Origin of the sequence: Streptomyces glaucescens, from assembly GCF_000761215.1 — a bacterium.
GTDB classification, from domain to species: Bacteria; Actinomycetota; Actinomycetes; order Streptomycetales; family Streptomycetaceae; genus Streptomyces; species Streptomyces glaucescens_B.
Genome location: NZ_CP009438.1, coordinates 6257058 through 6271354, shown reverse-complemented (window position 1 = coordinate 6271354; position 14297 = coordinate 6257058). Strand labels below are relative to the sequence as shown.

The following is a 14297-nucleotide window of genomic DNA, read 5'->3' as shown; positions in this document are numbered from 1 at the left end:
TCGGATGGGCACCCTCGTCTCCGACCATGTGCTCGAACGGCTGCGCGAGTGGGGTGTGGAGCACGTCTTCGGCTATCCCGGCGACGGCATCAACGGGCTGCTCGCCGCCTGGGGGCGGGCGGAGAACCGGCCGCGCTTCATCCAGTCCCGGCACGAGGAGATGTCCGCGCTCCAGGCGGTCGGCTACGCCAAGTTCAGCGGCCGTCTGGGGGTGTGCGCGGCGACGTCGGGGCCGGGCGCGATCCACCTGCTCAACGGCCTGTACGACGCCAAACTCGACCACGTGCCGGTACTGGCGATCGTCGGCCAGACCCACCGCACCGCGATGGGCGGTTCCTACCAGCAGGAAGTGGACCTGCACACGCTGTTCAAGGACGTCGCCTCCGACTTCGTGGAGACGGTGACGGTGCCGGAGCAGCTCCCGAACGTGCTGGACCGGGCGATCCGCACCGCGTACGCGCGCCGCTGCCCGACGGCGGTCATCATCCCCGGCGACGTGCAGGAACTGGACTACTCCCCGCCGACGCACGACTTCAAGATGGTGCCCTCCAGCCTGGACCGCAGCGCGTGGACGGCGGTGCCCTCGGACGACGCGGTGCGGCGCGCGGCGGAGATCCTGAACACCGGCGACAAGGTGGCGATCCTGGTCGGCCAGGGCGCGGCCGGAGCGCGGGCCGAGGTGGAGACGATCGCCGAGCTGCTCGGCGCGGGGGTCGCCAAGGCGCTGCTCGGCAAGGACGTCCTCAGCGACGAACTGCCGTACGTCACCGGCTCGATCGGGCTGCTGGGCACCCGCCCGTCGTACGAGCTGATGCGGGACTGCGACACGCTGCTCACCATCGGCTCGTCGTTCCCGTACTCGCAGTTCCTGCCGGAGTTCGGCAAGGCGCGGGGCGTGCAGATCGACATCGATCCGCACATGGTCGGGATGCGCTACCCGTACGAGGTGAACCTCGTCGGCGACGCCAAGGTGACGCTGGACCGGCTGATCCCGCTGATCGAGGGCGGGCGCGGACGCGAGTGGTTCGACACGGTGTGCGACAACGTGCGGCACTGGCGGGAGGTCCTGGAGCGGCGCGCGGAGCTGAGCGCCGACCCGGTCAACCCGGAGCACGCCGCCCGCGCCCTGGATCCGCTGCTGCCGGACGACGCGATCGTCACCTCCGACTCGGGGTCCACCGCGAACTGGTACGCGCGGCACCTGACCATGCGGCCGGGCATGTGCGGCTCGCTCTCCGGCACCCTCGCCACGATGGGCTGCGGGGTGCCGTACGCGATCGGCGCGAAGTTCGCGCACCCGGACCGGCCGGCGATCGCCCTGGTCGGGGACGGTGCGATGCAGATGAACGGCATGGCCGAGCTGATCACGGCGGCGAAGTACCGCGACCAGTGGGAGGATCCGCGGCTGGTGATCGGGGTGTGGAACAACCGCGATCTCAACCAGGTGACCTGGGAGCTGCGGGCGATGGGCGGTGCGCCGTCGTTCCTGCCCTCGCAGGAGCTGCCGGACGTGCACTACGCCGCGTTCGCCCGCTCGCTGGGGCTGACCGGGATCCGGGTGGAGAGGCCGGAGGACGTCGAGGCGGGCTGGCGGGCCGGGCTGGAGGCGGACGGGCCCGCGGTGATCGAGTTCCTGACCGACCCCGCGGTGCCGCCGGTCCCGCCGCACGCCACCTGGGAGCAGATGGAGGCCACGGCGGCGTCGATCCTGAAGGGTGACGCGGACGGCGCCTCGGTGGTCAGGCAGGGCTTCAAGGCGAAGATGCAGGAGTTCCTGCCGGGCCGCAGGAGGTGACCGGCCCCGCTCCCGGCCCCGCCCCGAGCCTTCCGGCCGGGAACACCGGGGCGGATGCCGGACGGGAGCACCGGGGCGGGTGCCGGACGGGAAGCGCGCCGGGCCGGTGCGGGGCGTGGTGACCGCGGTGGACCCTGAGGAGTGCACCCCGCGTCGCTGGGGCCCCTGCGCCGGCGGAGCGCCCGGGCGCCGCCTCGGTGCCGCGGCACCCGGCCTCGGGGAACATCGGCACAGCGGTTGGCGCTGAGATTGATCATGGTCGGCTAGCACACAGGCTGGGGGCTCCGCTGGGGTTCGAGGAAAGATCGCCGCGCGGGTGCCGAGGCTGGCTACGGTCCGCTCGTGCCGGTGGAGTTTCTGACGGATGAGCGGACCGAGGCGTACGGGAAGTTCGCCGAGGAGCCGACCCGCCCCGAGCTGGAGCGGTTCTCCTTCCTGGACGACGTCGACCGCGATCTGATCGCTCGGCGACGCTCCGCGCACCACCAGCTCGGCTTCGCGCTCCAGATGTGCACGGTGCGCTACATCGGCCGGCTCCTCCCGGACGACCCGCTGGACGCGCCGTGGCCGGTGATCGAGCATCTGGCCGAGCAGCTCGGCATCGAGGATGCGTCGGTGGTGAAGCGGTACACCGAGCGGCCGAAGACGGCGTACGAGCACGCCTGGGAGATCCGGGACGCCTGTGAGTATCACGAGTACGACGACCCGGAGTGGTCCAGGCGGTTCCGCACCTTCCTGCACGGCCGGGCCTGGACGCACGCCGAGGGCCCCAAGGCGCTGTTCGACCACGCGGTGGGCTGGCTGCGCCGCAACCGGGTGCTGCCGCAGCTGGAGAAGGCATCACGCACGCTCGCGCGGGCGGCCAAGGGGCTGTTCGAGGAACTGGAGCTGGTGGAGGAGCATGGCACGGACCTGGATGTGGCCGCGCTGTGGGCGGCGTTGGAAGGGGTCGCCCCGCGCGCCGCCGTGATGACCGCGGCGGCCACGGTGGTCTCGCTGGTGCCCGAGGACGAGAACTCGGCCGAGATCGCCATGCGGGCCGCGCTCGCGAACCGGTACGCCACGGTGCGCCCGTTCCTGTCGCTGCTGGGCGAGTCGAAGGCATTGGACGCGGCGAGCGCCGGAAAACGGGTCTTGGCCGGGGTCCGCGGCCTTCCGGCGCTGGCTCGGCGGAAAGTGGACGTCAAGCCGCTGCTGCCGCGCGAGGTGGACGACAAGCTCGTGCCGCCCGCGTGGCGCAAGGCGGTCTACGCCAACCCCGACCTAGCGCAGGGCGCGGTGGACCGGGACGCGTACGTGGTGTGCGTGCTGGAGCAGTTGCACCGGGCCCTGAACAACCGCGACGTCCTCGCCTCACCCTCGCACCGCTTCAGCCCCAGGTTCCGCGACCTGGACGACCAGCGGTTCTGGCGGGCCACCATGCCCGGCGTCGAGACCGGCAGCTATGGCGCGGTGGAAGACCTGGCGCGCAACCGCGTGAACCTGAACAAGGTGATCACCCACTGGCCGGACATGCTGAAGGTTGCCGGCTCCCTGGTTACCAACCAGGTCCGCGCCTACGACCTGCTGCGCATGTTCGGACGTGACGGACGCCCGACTCCCCTGGGCGCCGCGTTTGCCGAGTACGGGCGGATCGCGAAGACCGAGCACCTGCTGCGTGTGGTCGACCCGGTGGACGACACCTACCGCCGCCAGATGAACCGGCAGCTCACCGTGCAGGAGTCCCGCCACAAGCTGGCCCGCGACGTGTGCACGGCAAGCGCGGCACCATCCATCAGGCGTACCGCGATGGGATGGAGGACCAGCTCGGCGCGCTCGGCCTGGTCCTCAATGCCATCGTTCTCTGGACCACCCGCTGCATCGACGCCGCCGTCGCCCAGCTTCGCGCCGAAGGCCACAAGATCCGAGACGAGGACATCGCCCGGCTCTCCCCACTCAAGCACCGCAACCTGAACCTGCTCGGCCGCTATAGCTTCACCGCCAGCGTCCCGGCCGCTGGCGCCTTGCGCCCACTGCGCGACCCGGATGCACCCGAGCTCGACGAGGACGAGGACGACGCGGACTGACGCCCTCGCCCCGGCAGGGAGGTGGTTTCGCCGGAAGGGACCGTAGTGGTGCCGTACTGGGCCCGTGAGGCCGTGGTGAGCTGTCGGTGCTGGTGCTCTCGCGCTTGGCAGTCAGGATGGCTGGACTTCGTCGAAGAGGGCGAGAGCTTCGGCGGGGTCCGGGCTCACGAGGCGTTCCAGACCGGCCGTCGTGATCTTCGCCCACCTGCCGGCCCGGGCCCACATCTGTTCCTCGAAGGCGTGGACGGCCTCGTCCAGATCTCCAGGGCCGGTGGCGATGGACTCGGCGAGTTCGGCGCCCTCCAGCATCGCGAGGTTCGCGCCCGCTCCCAACGGGGGCATCAGATGGGCGGCGTCGCCCAGTAGCGTCACCCCGGGGACGTGGGTCCAGGTGTGGGACACGGGCAGGACGTAGAGGGGGCGGTGGACGAAAGCGGTGGCGTGGCGGAGGAGGTCGAGGACGGGAGCGGCCCAGCCGTCGAACAGAGCCAGCAGGCTCGATCGCACGGCCTCGACGTCGGCCAGGTCCAGGTTCGTGTGCCAGTCCAACGGCGCGCGGAACTGGGCGTACACCTTGACGTGGCCGCCGCTGTTGCGCTGGGCGACGAGAGCTCGGTTCACCCCGTACGCGGCCACGGAACCGTCGCCGATCAGCCGGGCGAGGTCGGGGTGGCGGGTGTCGACGTCGTCGAGGGAGGTTTCGACGTAGGTGACGCCGGTGTAGTGCGGCGTCACCGAGGAGACTGCCGGGCGTGTCCGGGACCAGGCGCCGTCCGCGCCGACCACGAGGTCGAACGTCTCCTGTCGCCCGTCCGCGAAACGGACTACTACACCCTCCTGGGACCCCGGCACTACCTGCGTCACGCTCCGCCCCCACTGGACGTCGAGAGGGCCGAGCAGCAGGTCACGGAGTTGCCCGCGGTCGATCTCGGGATTGGCCCGGTCATCTGGACGGGGTCGCCAGTCGCGCAGGACGGTGCCGTCCGCGTCCAGGATGCGCATGGCCTGCCCCTCGGGGCGGGACAGCGCCTGGAACTCCTCCAGCAGCCCTGCCTTGTCCAGGGCGAGCTGGCCTAGCCCCTCGTGCAGGTCCAGCGTGCCGCCTGGGGGGCGGACGTCGGGGGCGGGATCGCGTTCGAGGACGGCGACGGGGTAGCCGTGGCGGTGCAGGACACGGGCGAATGTAAGGCCTCCGGGGCCGCTCCCGACCACAGCGATACGATGTCTCATGGCAATACACTGTATTGATCAATACGATGCATCGCAGCAGAACGGTGTGAACCATGAGTGTGTGGGACCGGCCGGAGCCGCCGACTCGCCCCGTACCGCTCGACCGCGAGCGGATCGTGGCCGCCGCCATTGCGCTGGCCGACGAGGCCGGACTGGAGGCGGTGTCGTTGCGAAAGGTCGCCGCTCGGCTGAACGCGGGCCCGATGCGGCTGTACGGATACATCTCCACCAAGCAGGAGCTGTTCGACCTCATGGTGGACGAGGTCTACGCCGAGATCCTCCCCCAGGAGCAGCCCGGTGACTGGCGGGAGGCGCTGCGCACCCTCGCCCATCGCACCAGGCAGGCCGCTCTCCGGCACGAATGGCTGGCCGATCTGCTTGGCGGCCGCCCGACCCTGGGCCCGAACGCCCTCGCCGTGGGCGAGGCCACGCTGGCCGCCCTGGACAGCCTCACCGACATCGATACTGCCATGCGCGCGGTGGAGACTGTCGGCGCCTACTTCACCGGCGCGATCAGGCGCGAGATCGCGAACCTGCGGGCCGAGCGCGCCACGGGCCTGTCGAAGCACGACTGGCAGCGCGCCTCCGGCCCGCATCTGACAAGGATGTTGGCCACCGGTCGCTTCCCGGCGCTGACTAAGGCCGTGTACGACGGCACGGACGTGGACGCCGAGGCATCCTTCGCGACCGGTCTGGACTGGGTCCTCGATGCCGTGGCCACCAAACTGACCCGGCCGCCAGCATGACGCTCAGCCCTTGCCGAAGGTGAGCGAGCTCGACACCTGGTGCCCATGGGCCATGAAGTTAGCGCTCGGTGATGGCCCAGGTTGCGCCACTGAAGGCGTTGGCACTGCACCGAACACGGGATGACGGTACTCGGTGTCGGCAAACGATCGTTTGACGACAGGCAGCCGGCGCGTCCAATGAACCCGTGCGATCCGGGGGTTCGCGGCGGCCCGAATCCAATCAGATCCGATGGCGATTGCTGACAGGGTTTGATGACAGATAAGGTCCGATCCTCCATCAGGGAGGGGCCTTCGGTGGCGAACCTGGTCTATAAGCGGGTCTCGACCGACCAGCAGTCGACCGCCCGGCAGAACCTCGTCCTGGACGAGGCCGGGATCGAGGACCCGGTCGTCTTCGAGGAGGACCCGGGCGCCTCCAGCCGCCTCCACCCCCTCCAGCGCCCGAAGTTCGGCGAGCTGCTCACGTACGCGCGGCCGGGCGACACCGTGCACATCTCCGAGATGTTCCGCCTCGTACGCGGCAGCGGGCACATCCTCGACGTGCTCGACGTCCTCCACCGCGACCGCCTCGCCCTGCGCATCCACGACGGCGCGTTCTCCGCGATGGACCTCACCGCCCGCCACCCACGCACCGGCGAGCTGCTGTCCACCGTGAAGTTCATGGTGCATACCCTCGCCGCCGCCGGCGAACTCCAACGCGACCTCCAGCGCGAGCTGACCTACGACGGCCTGCGCGCCGCCGAAGCCAAGGGCAGCAAGGGCGGACGCCGCCGCGCCGTGGCAGCCACGAAGACCGACGACGTGCGCACCGCGTACCTGTAAGGCCGCTCCATCGCTGCCCTCGCCCGCGACCACGGCGTCAGCCGCGGCGCGATCCGCACGGCCGTCGCTGACCTCCTGCCCCACCACACCGCCACCGAGGAGGGCACTCCGCCGCCGGAGCTGCCGGTCACCCTCGACATGCCGGGCAAGGTCGCCGACTTCCTCCGCACCGCCGAGCTGGAGCCCGCCGAGCGGGCGACGCTCGACCAAGGCGTGACGGTACGGCGCGGCCAGGGCTACACCCTGCGCGTCACCGCCGTCTGCGCCGTGCACCGCCAGCTTCTCGCCCGCTGCCAGCCGCTCGACGGCGGCCAGGACCTCCTCGCGGTCCCGGCCCAGCGCAAGGCCCGCCGCGAGTACGAGAACCGCGTCAGCGCCCTCGCACCGATCAGACCATGATCGTTCTCAGCGCCAACGGCTGTACCGATGTTCCCCGCGGCCGGCACCGGTCCCGCGCCCGGGCGCTCCGTCAGAGCGTGATCCGTCAGAGCCGTAGTCCTTCAGCGCCGTAGTCCGTCAGTGCCGTAGTACGACCGGCTCGGCCGCGTCCGGTTCGCGCTCCGCCGGCAGCATCAGCTCCTCGTAGCGCCCGAGGGCCAGCACCGTGCCGAGCAGCACGAACGGAACGAGCACAGCGAAGACCGCCATGGCCTGTCCTTCCGCAGGGGTGTGCGCGGGGGGCCTCGGCCGGGTCTCCGCCGATCCGGCGCGCAAACCCCGTGTCGGTCACCTCCCCTCGGGTACGCGGGTGTCCACCCCCGGAGATGTGGAGGGAGACATGCAGCGAGGCAGTGACCGGCTGAGCGTGCACCGGGACGACGAGATGAAGCACCAGTTGCAGGGCATGCTGCGGTCGGGCCATTCGACCCGTACCGAGGAGTGGCACGATCCCGAGCCCTCCGCCGACGACGACCCCCGTGTGGCGGGCGGACCCGCGCTGGGCTCCCTGGAGGAGACCCGCCTGGAGCTGGCCCGGGTGCTCGGCCGCAGGCCCTTCCCGGCCGGCCCGGGAGAGCTGATCGCGGAGTTGCGCCGGCACAACGCGCCCGACGTGCTGATCGAGCCGCTGACCCGGCTGCCGCGCGGAGCCCGCTACGGCAACGTCCAGGAACTGGCCGTGGCACTGACCCGCGGAGAAGAGGCGCCCTGATGGCCGACTACGTGAGGGAGGTGATGACCCCCGGCGTGGTGGCCGTCCGTCCCGACGCCTCGCTCGTGGAGGCCGCGCAGCTGATGCGCGCCCAGAACATCGGCGACGTGGTGGTGGCGGACGGGCAGGACGTGGTGGGCGTGCTCACCGACCGGGACATCACCGTGCGGGCCGTCGCCGAGGGCCGCGACCCGCTCACCGTGAGCGCCGGGCAGGTGTGCACCCCGCATCCGGCCGTGGTGGCCCCGGACGACCCGGTGTCCACCGCGGTGGCCCTGATGCGGGAGAAGGCGGTGCGCCGGCTGCCGGTCGTGGAGCGCGGGCTGCCGGTCGGCATGGTGAGCCTCGGGGACCTCGCCGTGGCGCAGGACCCGGACAGCGCGCTCGCCGACATCAGCCGGGCCACACCGGACGACACCGGCCGGGACGCCGGGTCCGGCCTCGCAGGACGCTGAACGAAAGGACGTCGATCGATCATGCGTATCGCATTCCTGACCGCACCGGAAGGTGTCGAGCAGGTGGAGCTGACCGACCCCTGGCAGGCCGCCGAGGACGCGGGCCACCAGCCGGTGCTCGTGTCGACGAAGCCCGGGGAGGTCCAGGCCTTCAACCATCTCGACAAGGCGGACACGTTCCCCGTGGACGAGGTCGTCGGCGAGACATCGGCGGAGTCCTTCGACGCGCTGGTGCTGCCGGGCGGGGTCGCCAACCCCGACTTCCTGCGGATGGACGAGAAGGCGGTCGCGTTCGTCCGGGACTTCTTCGAGCGGGGGCGGCCGGTGGCCGCGATCTGCCACGCGCCGTGGACGCTCGTCGAGGCGGACGTCGTACGGGGCCGCGAGCTGACCTCCTGGCCGAGCCTGCACACCGACATCCGCAACGCGGGCGGCACCTGGGTGGACGAACAGGTGGTGGTCTGCGAGCGGGGTGCGAACAAGCTCGTCACCAGCCGCAAGCCGGACGACCTGAAGGCGTTCTGCGAGGCGTTCCTCGACGTCTTCGCCGAGGAAGCCGCCTGAGCGAAGGCCGCCTAGCACCGGACGGGGGCCGCCCCGGCGTCGGCGCTCCGTCCGGGCGGCCCCGCCGGGACGCGGTTCCGCCGGGCCGCGGGTCCGCCGGGCCGCGGGTCCGCCGAGCTGCGGGTCCGCCGGGCCGCAGGTCAGACGGACCGCAGGCCGGACAGCAGGTCGCCGGGCCGGCCCGGGTGGCGCGGGCGGACGCCGCGGGACGTACGACGACAGGCCGCCGGGAATCCCTTCGACAGGGGTTCCCGGCGGCCTGTCACGTCGTCGCCCGCGTCCGGGAGCGTGCGCCTCACGTCCGCGGGGCGCCCGCCCCGGTGTCGCCGGGCCCCCACTTGCCGACCGGCGTGCGCCGCCCCTCGCGGGGGCCCGCCGCCGCGCCGTCACCGGCCGCCGCGCGCTCGCGGGCGCCGTCCCGGGTACGGCCGGCGGCGACGAAGCGGCGCGGATTGCGGCGCAGGTACTCGCCCTCGAGCTGGGCCATGCGCTCGTTGTGCGCCCGCAGCGCGTCGTTCGAGCCGTAGAGCAGCGTGTCGTGGCGCGTGCGGTGGATCGTCTCCAGCTCCCTCATCAGCTGCTGGTCGTCCAGCCGTCCCGGGTCGACTCCGGTCATCGTGGTGCCCCGCTCGTCGTGTTCGTTCATGCGGTTCGGGTACCCGCCCGGCGATGAGCACTACCAGCACTACCCCCGATGGCATCCGGGAGGGAGCCATGGACCTCGCGTTCCTGCATCCACTCTACGAACATCCGGGGCCGTGGGCCTCCGTCTACGTCGACCTCTCCGTGCACGCGGAGGACACCGCACACCAGCGCCACCTCACGGCCGAGGCGATGGCCCGGGACCTGAGGGGCCAGGGCGCGGACGAGGCGACCTGCGACGCGGTCCGGGACGCGGTCGAGGAACTGCGGCATTCCTCCGAGCCGCACGGGCGGGCCCTGTTCGCCCGTGCGGGCCGCGTCGTGCTCGATCCCTCGCTGGCCCGGCCCCCGCAGGGCGGCAGCTGGGCCGAGTGGGCGCCCCTGCCGCGCGTCTCGCCGCTGCTGGACCTGGAGGGCGAGGACACCGTGTGCGTGGTGGCCTACCTCGACCGCAAGGGCGCCGACTTCGAGCTGCGCAGCAGCGTGGCCAGGGAGGACGCCGGGTCGGTCACCGGGCGCCAGTGGCCGCTGCACCGCACCAGTACGGGGGAGTGGTCGGAGCGCCACTTCCAGCTGCGGGTGGAGAACACCTGGGAGCACAACGCCGCCGAGATCGCCGACGCGCTCGCCGTCTGCCAGGAGGAGACCAAGGCGGACCTGCTGATCCTGGTGGGCGAGGAGCGCGAGCGGCACGCGGTGCGCGACCGGCTGCCGCAGCGGCTGCACGACCGGGTGACCGAGGCGCCGCACGGAGCGGGCAGCAGGCTGCTGGACGCCGACGTGGAAGCGGCCCGGGCGGCTCACGAGCGGGCCCGCGCCGATGCCGAGCTGGAGCGGTTCCTGGCGGGCCGCGCGCCGGACGCCGACGGCCGCGTGGTGGCGGCGGAGGGCGTGCCCGCGCTGGTCGAGGCGGCCCGCGAGCACCGGATCGACGAGCTGCTGATCCGCCCGGACGGCCCGGACAACCACCGCGAGGTGTGGATCGGCGAGGACCCCGACCAGCTGGCGGTGCGCCGTACGGAGCTGAGCATCCTCGGCGAGCAGCACTCCTGGCCGGCCCGCGCCGACGACGCGCTGATCCGCTCGGCGGTCGCGACGGCGGCCCCGGCGATCTCGGTGGCCACGGCCTCCGAGGCGCGGCGCGGGGACGCCCCGGTGGGCGGCCTGGGCGCCCTGCTGCGCTGGAGCTGAGCGGCCGCCCGGCCCGCCGGCGGGCTACCGGGCCCGTTCCACCCGCCGTTCGTCCCACACCGGTTCGGGCGTCTCACGGACCCGGCCGTCGCTGCCGAAGACCAGGTAGCGGTCGAAGGAGCGGGCGAACCAGCGGTCGTGGGTGACCGCGAGGACGGTCCCCTCGAAGGCCTCCAGGCCCTCCTGGAGGGCCTCGGCGGACTCCAGGTCGAGGTTGTCCGTCGGCTCGTCCAGGAGGAGGGCGGTGGCTCCGGCCAGTTCCAGGAGCAGGATCTGGAAGCGGGCCTGCTGGCCGCCGGAGAGCCGGTCGAAGGTCTGCTCGGCCTGCGCGGTCAGCTCGTAGCGGCGCAGCCGCGACATGGCGGCCCCCCGGTCCTGCGAGTGCTCCGTCCACAGGATGTCGAGCAGGGTCCGCCCGAGGAGTTCGGGGTGCGCGTGGGTCTGCGCGAAGTGCCCGGGCACGACCCGCGCCCCCAGTTTCCACGCGCCGGTGTGCGCCACCTCCTCCCCGGCCAGCAGGCGCAGGAAGTGCGACTTGCCGGAGCCGTTGGAGCCGAGGACGGCGACCCGTTCCCCGTAGAAGACCTCCAGGTCGAACGGTTTCATCAGGCCGGTCAGCTCCAGCCCCTCGCAGGTGACGGCCCGGACGCCGGTGCGGCCGCCCTTGAGCCGCATCCGGATGTCCTGCTCGCGCGGCGGCTCCGGCGGCGGGCCGGCCTCCTCGAACTTGCGCAGCCGGGTCTGGGCGGCGGCGTAGCGGGAGGCCATCTCATGGCTGACGGCGGCGGCCTGCCGCAGGTTCAGCACCAGTTTCTTCAGCTGGGCGTGCTTCTCGTCCCAGCGGCGGCGCAGTTCCTCGAAGCGGGCGAAGCGCTCCCGGCGGGCGTCGTGGTAGGTGGCGAAGCCGCCGCCGTGCACCCAGGCGTCGGCGCCGGCGGGGCCCGGTTCGACGGAGACGATCTTCTCGGCGGCCCGGGCGAGCAGTTCCCGGTCGTGGGAGACGAACAGGACCGTCTTGCGGGTCTCCTTCAGCCGTTCCTCGAGCCAGCGCTTGCCGGGCACGTCGAGGTAGTTGTCCGGCTCGTCGAGCAGCAGGACCTCGTCGGTGCCGCGCAGCAGCGCCTCCAGCACGAGGCGTTTCTGCTCACCGCCGGAGAGGGTGCGCACCTGGCGCCACTGCGCCTTCTCGTACGGCACGCCGAGCGCGGCCGTGGTGCAGATGTCCCACAGGGTCTCCGCCTCGTAGCCGCGCGCCTCGGCCCAGTCGGCGAGGGCCTGCGCGTAGGCGAGCTGGGCGGCCTCGTCGTCGATCGTCATGATCGCGTGCTCGGCCCTGTCCACGGCTCGCGCGGCCTCGCGGATGCGGGGCGGCGCGACGGAGACCAGCAGGTCGCGGACGGTCGTCTCGTCCCGGACGGAGCCCACGAACTGCCGCATCACGCCGAGTCCGCCACTGACGGTGACGGTGCCGCCGTGCGGGGTCAGCTCGCCGGAGATGAGCCGCAGCAGGGTGGTCTTGCCGGCGCCGTTGGGTCCGACGAGGGCGACGACGGCACCCTCGCCCACCCGGAAGGACACATCGCCGAGCAGCGTCCTCCCGTCGGGGAGGTGGTACTCGAGGTGTGCGGCTTCCAGATGTCCCATGGGGCCGCATTGTGCGGGCCCGGCCCGGCGGGCGGCAAACCGTTATCGCGCCTCGCCGGGCTCGCCGCGCCGTGCGCCCGCGGCGCCGGGGGGGGGGACGGCCGACGGGGCCGGCCTCGCGCCCGGCGCCCGCGGCGCCCGCCCGCCCGGCCCCGCAAGGCCCTGACCCACTTCGAGCGCCCGGCCACGCAAGGCCCTGGCCCACTTCGAGCGCCCGGCACGGGTGTCACCGGCGTCTGAACGGCACGCACCGGCGGCGGCCCGGGCATTGTGGGGGGGGCGGCTCTTCGCCCGGCTCGGCCGGGCCGGGCGCAGGGGGCGGCCGTACGAGGCGTCCGGGTGCGGGGCGGACAGGGAAGGCACGCTCGCGGGTACCCGGCTGTGTATGAGCCCAGATGTCGATCTGACCGCCCGGAAGCCCGGCCCCCGGCTGCTCGGGAACCGCCTGCTCGCCCTGGACTGCCGGCTGTTCGAATTCGCCGCGGCGCGGCACTGGCCCGCCGCCGGGCCCGTCCTGCCGCGCCTGAGCCGCAGCGCCAACCACGGCGTTCTGTGGTTCGTCGCGGCCGCCGCGATGGCCGCGAGCCGCACCCCGCGGGCCCGGCGGGCCGCCGCGCGCGGCCTGGCCTCGCTGACCCTGGCCTCGGCGGCCATCAACACCGTCGGCAAGCGCTCGGTGCGCCGGCCCCGGCCGGTGCTCGACCCGGTGCCGCTGGTGCGGCAGCTGAAGCGGCAGCCGATCACCACCTCGTTCCCGTCCGGACACTCGGCGTCGGCCGCGGCATTCGCGGCGGGAGTGGCGATGGAGTCGCCCGGCTGGGGTGCGGTGGTGGCGCCGGTGGCGTTCTCGGTGGCCATGTCGCGCGTCTACACCGGGGTGCACTTCCCGAGCGACGTCCTCGCCGGTGCCGCGCTCGGGGTGGGTGCCGCCTTCGCGGTACGGGGGCTGGTGCCGACCCGGGACCGGCACGCGCCGCCCGCCCGGCCCCGTGCCGAGCTGCCCGCGCTGCCCGAGGGCGAGGGGCTGGTCGTGGTCGCCAACACCGCGGCGGCCACCGCCGACCGGGTGCGCGGCCTGCGGGAGGCGCTGCCGCGCGCGGAGGTCGTGGAATGCGCCCCGGAGGACGTGCCCGGCGAGCTGTGCAAGGCCGCCGCGCGGGCCCGGGTGCTGGGGGTGTGCGGCGGCGACGGCACGGTGAACACCGCCGCGGAGGTCGCGCTGCGGCACGGGCTGCCGCTGGCGGTGCTGCCCGGCGGCACCCTCAACCACTTCGCCCTCGACCTCGGCGTGGAGGACGCGCGGTCCCTGAGCCGGGCGGTCCGGCAGGGCGAGGGGGTGCGGGTGGACATCGGCCGGTTCTCCTGCGGGGCGCGGCGCGGCATCTTCCTCAACACGTGCGCGCTGGGCGTCTACCCGGAGCTGGTGCGCGAGCGGGACCGCTGGTCGCACCGGATCGGCGGCTGGCCGGCCGGGGTGTGGGCGGCGGTCCGGGTGCTGCGTGCCGACCGGCATCCCCTGGAGGCCGAGGTGGGCGGGCGCCCCCGCCCGTTGTGGCTGCTGTTCGCCGGGAACGGCACCTACCACCGGATGGGTCTGGCGCCGGGCCGCCGCCGGGACCTCGCGGACGGCCTGCTCGACGTCCGGGTGGTGCACGGCGGCCGGCGGCCCGCGCTGCGCCTGCTGGCCGCCGCCTTCGCCGGACCGCTGACCCGCTCCCCCGTGCACGCCGCGGTGACGGTCGGCAGGCTGCGGCTGGCGGACGTGGCGCCGGGGACGCTGCTCGCCTACGACGGCGAGGTCACCGAGGTGGAGGGGGACGTGACGCTGGAGAAGGAGCCGCAAGCGCTGGCCGTGTACCGCCCGGCCGGTGCCGCCTGACGCCACGTCAGTCCATTCGCTGGGACAAGCTGTCTCAACATTCGGAGGAGGGCGTACGGTGGCGGAGCAGCCCGCGGGCCCGGTCCCGCGGGATCCGTCATGCCGGACAGGGG

13 protein-coding genes and 1 pseudogene are annotated in these 14297 nt (G+C 73.1%); 10 read left to right on the top strand and 4 right to left on the bottom strand.

What is annotated here, in order from left to right; all coding sequences use genetic code 11:
• The first annotated feature begins 4 nt into the window (after window positions 1-4).
• Entirely contained in the window at window positions 5-1795 is a 1791-nt protein-coding gene (locus tag SGLAU_RS27120; RefSeq protein ID WP_043505138.1) for a thiamine pyrophosphate-requiring protein, read from the top strand.
• 342 nt (window positions 1796-2137) lie between these two features.
• Window positions 2138-3861: pseudogene (locus SGLAU_RS27115) on the top strand (Tn3 family transposase).
• A 111-nt stretch (window positions 3862-3972) separates the two neighbouring features.
• Here SGLAU_RS27115 and SGLAU_RS27110 read toward each other — a convergent pair.
• Complete coding sequence (locus SGLAU_RS27110; RefSeq protein WP_043505137.1) at window positions 3973-5091, bottom strand: FAD-dependent oxidoreductase; 1119 nt, start codon at window positions 5089-5091, stop codon at window positions 3973-3975.
• A gap of 53 nt (window positions 5092-5144) precedes the next feature.
• Here SGLAU_RS27110 and SGLAU_RS27105 point away from each other — a divergent pair, with 53 nt between their 5' ends.
• The 3 genes from SGLAU_RS27105 to SGLAU_RS36395 all read left to right on the top strand — a co-directional run bounded on the left by SGLAU_RS27105 (window position 5145) and on the right by SGLAU_RS36395 (window position 7058).
• A complete protein-coding gene (locus tag SGLAU_RS27105; RefSeq protein WP_043505136.1) occupies window positions 5145-5837 on the top strand; it encodes a TetR/AcrR family transcriptional regulator in 693 nt (230 codons plus the stop codon).
• Between the two features lie 294 nt (window positions 5838-6131).
• On the top strand, window positions 6132-6659 hold the full coding sequence (locus SGLAU_RS36400) for a recombinase family protein (protein ID WP_244315268.1): 528 nt from the start codon (window positions 6132-6134) through the stop codon (window positions 6657-6659).
• Between the two features lie 138 nt (window positions 6660-6797).
• Window positions 6798-7058 carry a hypothetical protein gene (locus tag SGLAU_RS36395; protein WP_244315267.1) on the top strand — a complete coding sequence of 87 codons (261 nt, stop codon included), beginning with the start codon at window positions 6798-6800 and terminating at the stop codon, window positions 7056-7058.
• A gap of 117 nt (window positions 7059-7175) precedes the next feature.
• On the opposite strand, the gene SGLAU_RS36755 is transcribed toward SGLAU_RS36395, so the two are convergent.
• Window positions 7176-7307, bottom strand: coding sequence for a hypothetical protein (locus SGLAU_RS36755; protein ID WP_279628008.1), 132 nt, complete (start codon window positions 7305-7307; stop codon window positions 7176-7178).
• Window positions 7308-7437: 130 nt separating this feature from the next.
• Here SGLAU_RS36755 and SGLAU_RS27095 point away from each other — a divergent pair, with 130 nt between their 5' ends.
• From SGLAU_RS27095 to SGLAU_RS27085, 3 genes are read left to right on the top strand one after another with little or no spacing between them, the layout of a single operon-like run.
• The gene (locus SGLAU_RS27095) at window positions 7438-7809 is read left to right on the top strand and encodes a DUF2795 domain-containing protein (RefSeq protein ID WP_043505134.1); all 372 of its coding nucleotides are present in this window, start codon (window positions 7438-7440) and stop codon (window positions 7807-7809) included.
• Window positions 7809-8264, top strand: a complete 456-nt coding sequence (locus tag SGLAU_RS27090) for a CBS domain-containing protein (protein ID WP_043505132.1) — start codon at window positions 7809-7811, stop codon at window positions 8262-8264. The genes SGLAU_RS27095 and SGLAU_RS27090 overlap by 1 nt, the downstream gene beginning before the upstream one ends.
• A gap of 21 nt (window positions 8265-8285) precedes the next feature.
• Complete coding sequence (locus SGLAU_RS27085; RefSeq protein ID WP_043505131.1) at window positions 8286-8828, top strand: type 1 glutamine amidotransferase domain-containing protein; 543 nt, start codon at window positions 8286-8288, stop codon at window positions 8826-8828.
• A gap of 295 nt (window positions 8829-9123) precedes the next feature.
• On the opposite strand, the gene SGLAU_RS27080 is transcribed toward SGLAU_RS27085, so the two are convergent.
• Window positions 9124-9474, bottom strand: a complete 351-nt coding sequence (locus tag SGLAU_RS27080) for a DUF6158 family protein (RefSeq protein WP_412556249.1) — start codon at window positions 9472-9474, stop codon at window positions 9124-9126.
• A gap of 68 nt (window positions 9475-9542) precedes the next feature.
• Between SGLAU_RS27080 and SGLAU_RS27075 the strand changes: the two genes are divergently transcribed.
• Window positions 9543-10661: a Vms1/Ankzf1 family peptidyl-tRNA hydrolase gene (locus tag SGLAU_RS27075; RefSeq protein WP_043505130.1), complete on the top strand. Its 1119-nt coding sequence runs from the start codon at window positions 9543-9545 to the stop codon at window positions 10659-10661.
• A 24-nt stretch (window positions 10662-10685) separates the two neighbouring features.
• On the opposite strand, the gene SGLAU_RS27070 is transcribed toward SGLAU_RS27075, so the two are convergent.
• Window positions 10686-12305 carry an ABC-F family ATP-binding cassette domain-containing protein gene (locus SGLAU_RS27070; protein ID WP_043505129.1) on the bottom strand — a complete coding sequence of 540 codons (1620 nt, stop codon included), beginning with the start codon at window positions 12303-12305 and terminating at the stop codon, window positions 10686-10688.
• Window positions 12306-12690: 385 nt separating this feature from the next.
• On the opposite strand from SGLAU_RS27070, the gene SGLAU_RS27065 reads away from it, so the two are divergent.
• Entirely contained in the window at window positions 12691-14184 is a 1494-nt protein-coding gene (locus SGLAU_RS27065; RefSeq protein WP_043505127.1) for a bifunctional phosphatase PAP2/diacylglycerol kinase family protein, read from the top strand.
• The last annotated feature ends 113 nt before the right edge of the window (window positions 14185-14297 follow it).

Excerpts from the sequence above, each read along its gene's own strand:
- SGLAU_RS27080 (WP_412556249.1), bottom strand. The coding sequence starts at position 9,474 with ATGAACGAACACGACGAGCGGGGCACCACGATGACCGGAGTCGACCCG.
- SGLAU_RS27095 (WP_043505134.1), top strand. The coding sequence starts at position 7,438 with ATGCAGCGAGGCAGTGACCGGCTGAGCGTGCACCGGGACGACGAGATG.
- SGLAU_RS27070 (WP_043505129.1), bottom strand. The coding sequence starts at position 12,305 with ATGGGACATCTGGAAGCCGCACACCTCGAGTACCACCTCCCCGACGGG.
- SGLAU_RS27105 (WP_043505136.1), top strand. The coding sequence starts at position 5,145 with ATGAGTGTGTGGGACCGGCCGGAGCCGCCGACTCGCCCCGTACCGCTC.
- SGLAU_RS36395 (WP_244315267.1), top strand. The coding sequence starts at position 6,798 with ATGCCGGGCAAGGTCGCCGACTTCCTCCGCACCGCCGAGCTGGAGCCC.
- SGLAU_RS36755 (WP_279628008.1), bottom strand. The coding sequence starts at position 7,307 with ATGGCGGTCTTCGCTGTGCTCGTTCCGTTCGTGCTGCTCGGCACGGTG.
- SGLAU_RS27075 (WP_043505130.1), top strand. The coding sequence starts at position 9,543 with ATGGACCTCGCGTTCCTGCATCCACTCTACGAACATCCGGGGCCGTGG.
- SGLAU_RS27110 (WP_043505137.1), bottom strand. The coding sequence starts at position 5,091 with ATGAGACATCGTATCGCTGTGGTCGGGAGCGGCCCCGGAGGCCTTACA.
- SGLAU_RS27065 (WP_043505127.1), top strand. The coding sequence starts at position 12,691 with ATGAGCCCAGATGTCGATCTGACCGCCCGGAAGCCCGGCCCCCGGCTG.
- SGLAU_RS27120 (WP_043505138.1), top strand. The coding sequence starts at position 5 with ATGGGCACCCTCGTCTCCGACCATGTGCTCGAACGGCTGCGCGAGTGG.
- SGLAU_RS27085 (WP_043505131.1), top strand. The coding sequence starts at position 8,286 with ATGCGTATCGCATTCCTGACCGCACCGGAAGGTGTCGAGCAGGTGGAG.
- SGLAU_RS27090 (WP_043505132.1), top strand. The coding sequence starts at position 7,809 with ATGGCCGACTACGTGAGGGAGGTGATGACCCCCGGCGTGGTGGCCGTC.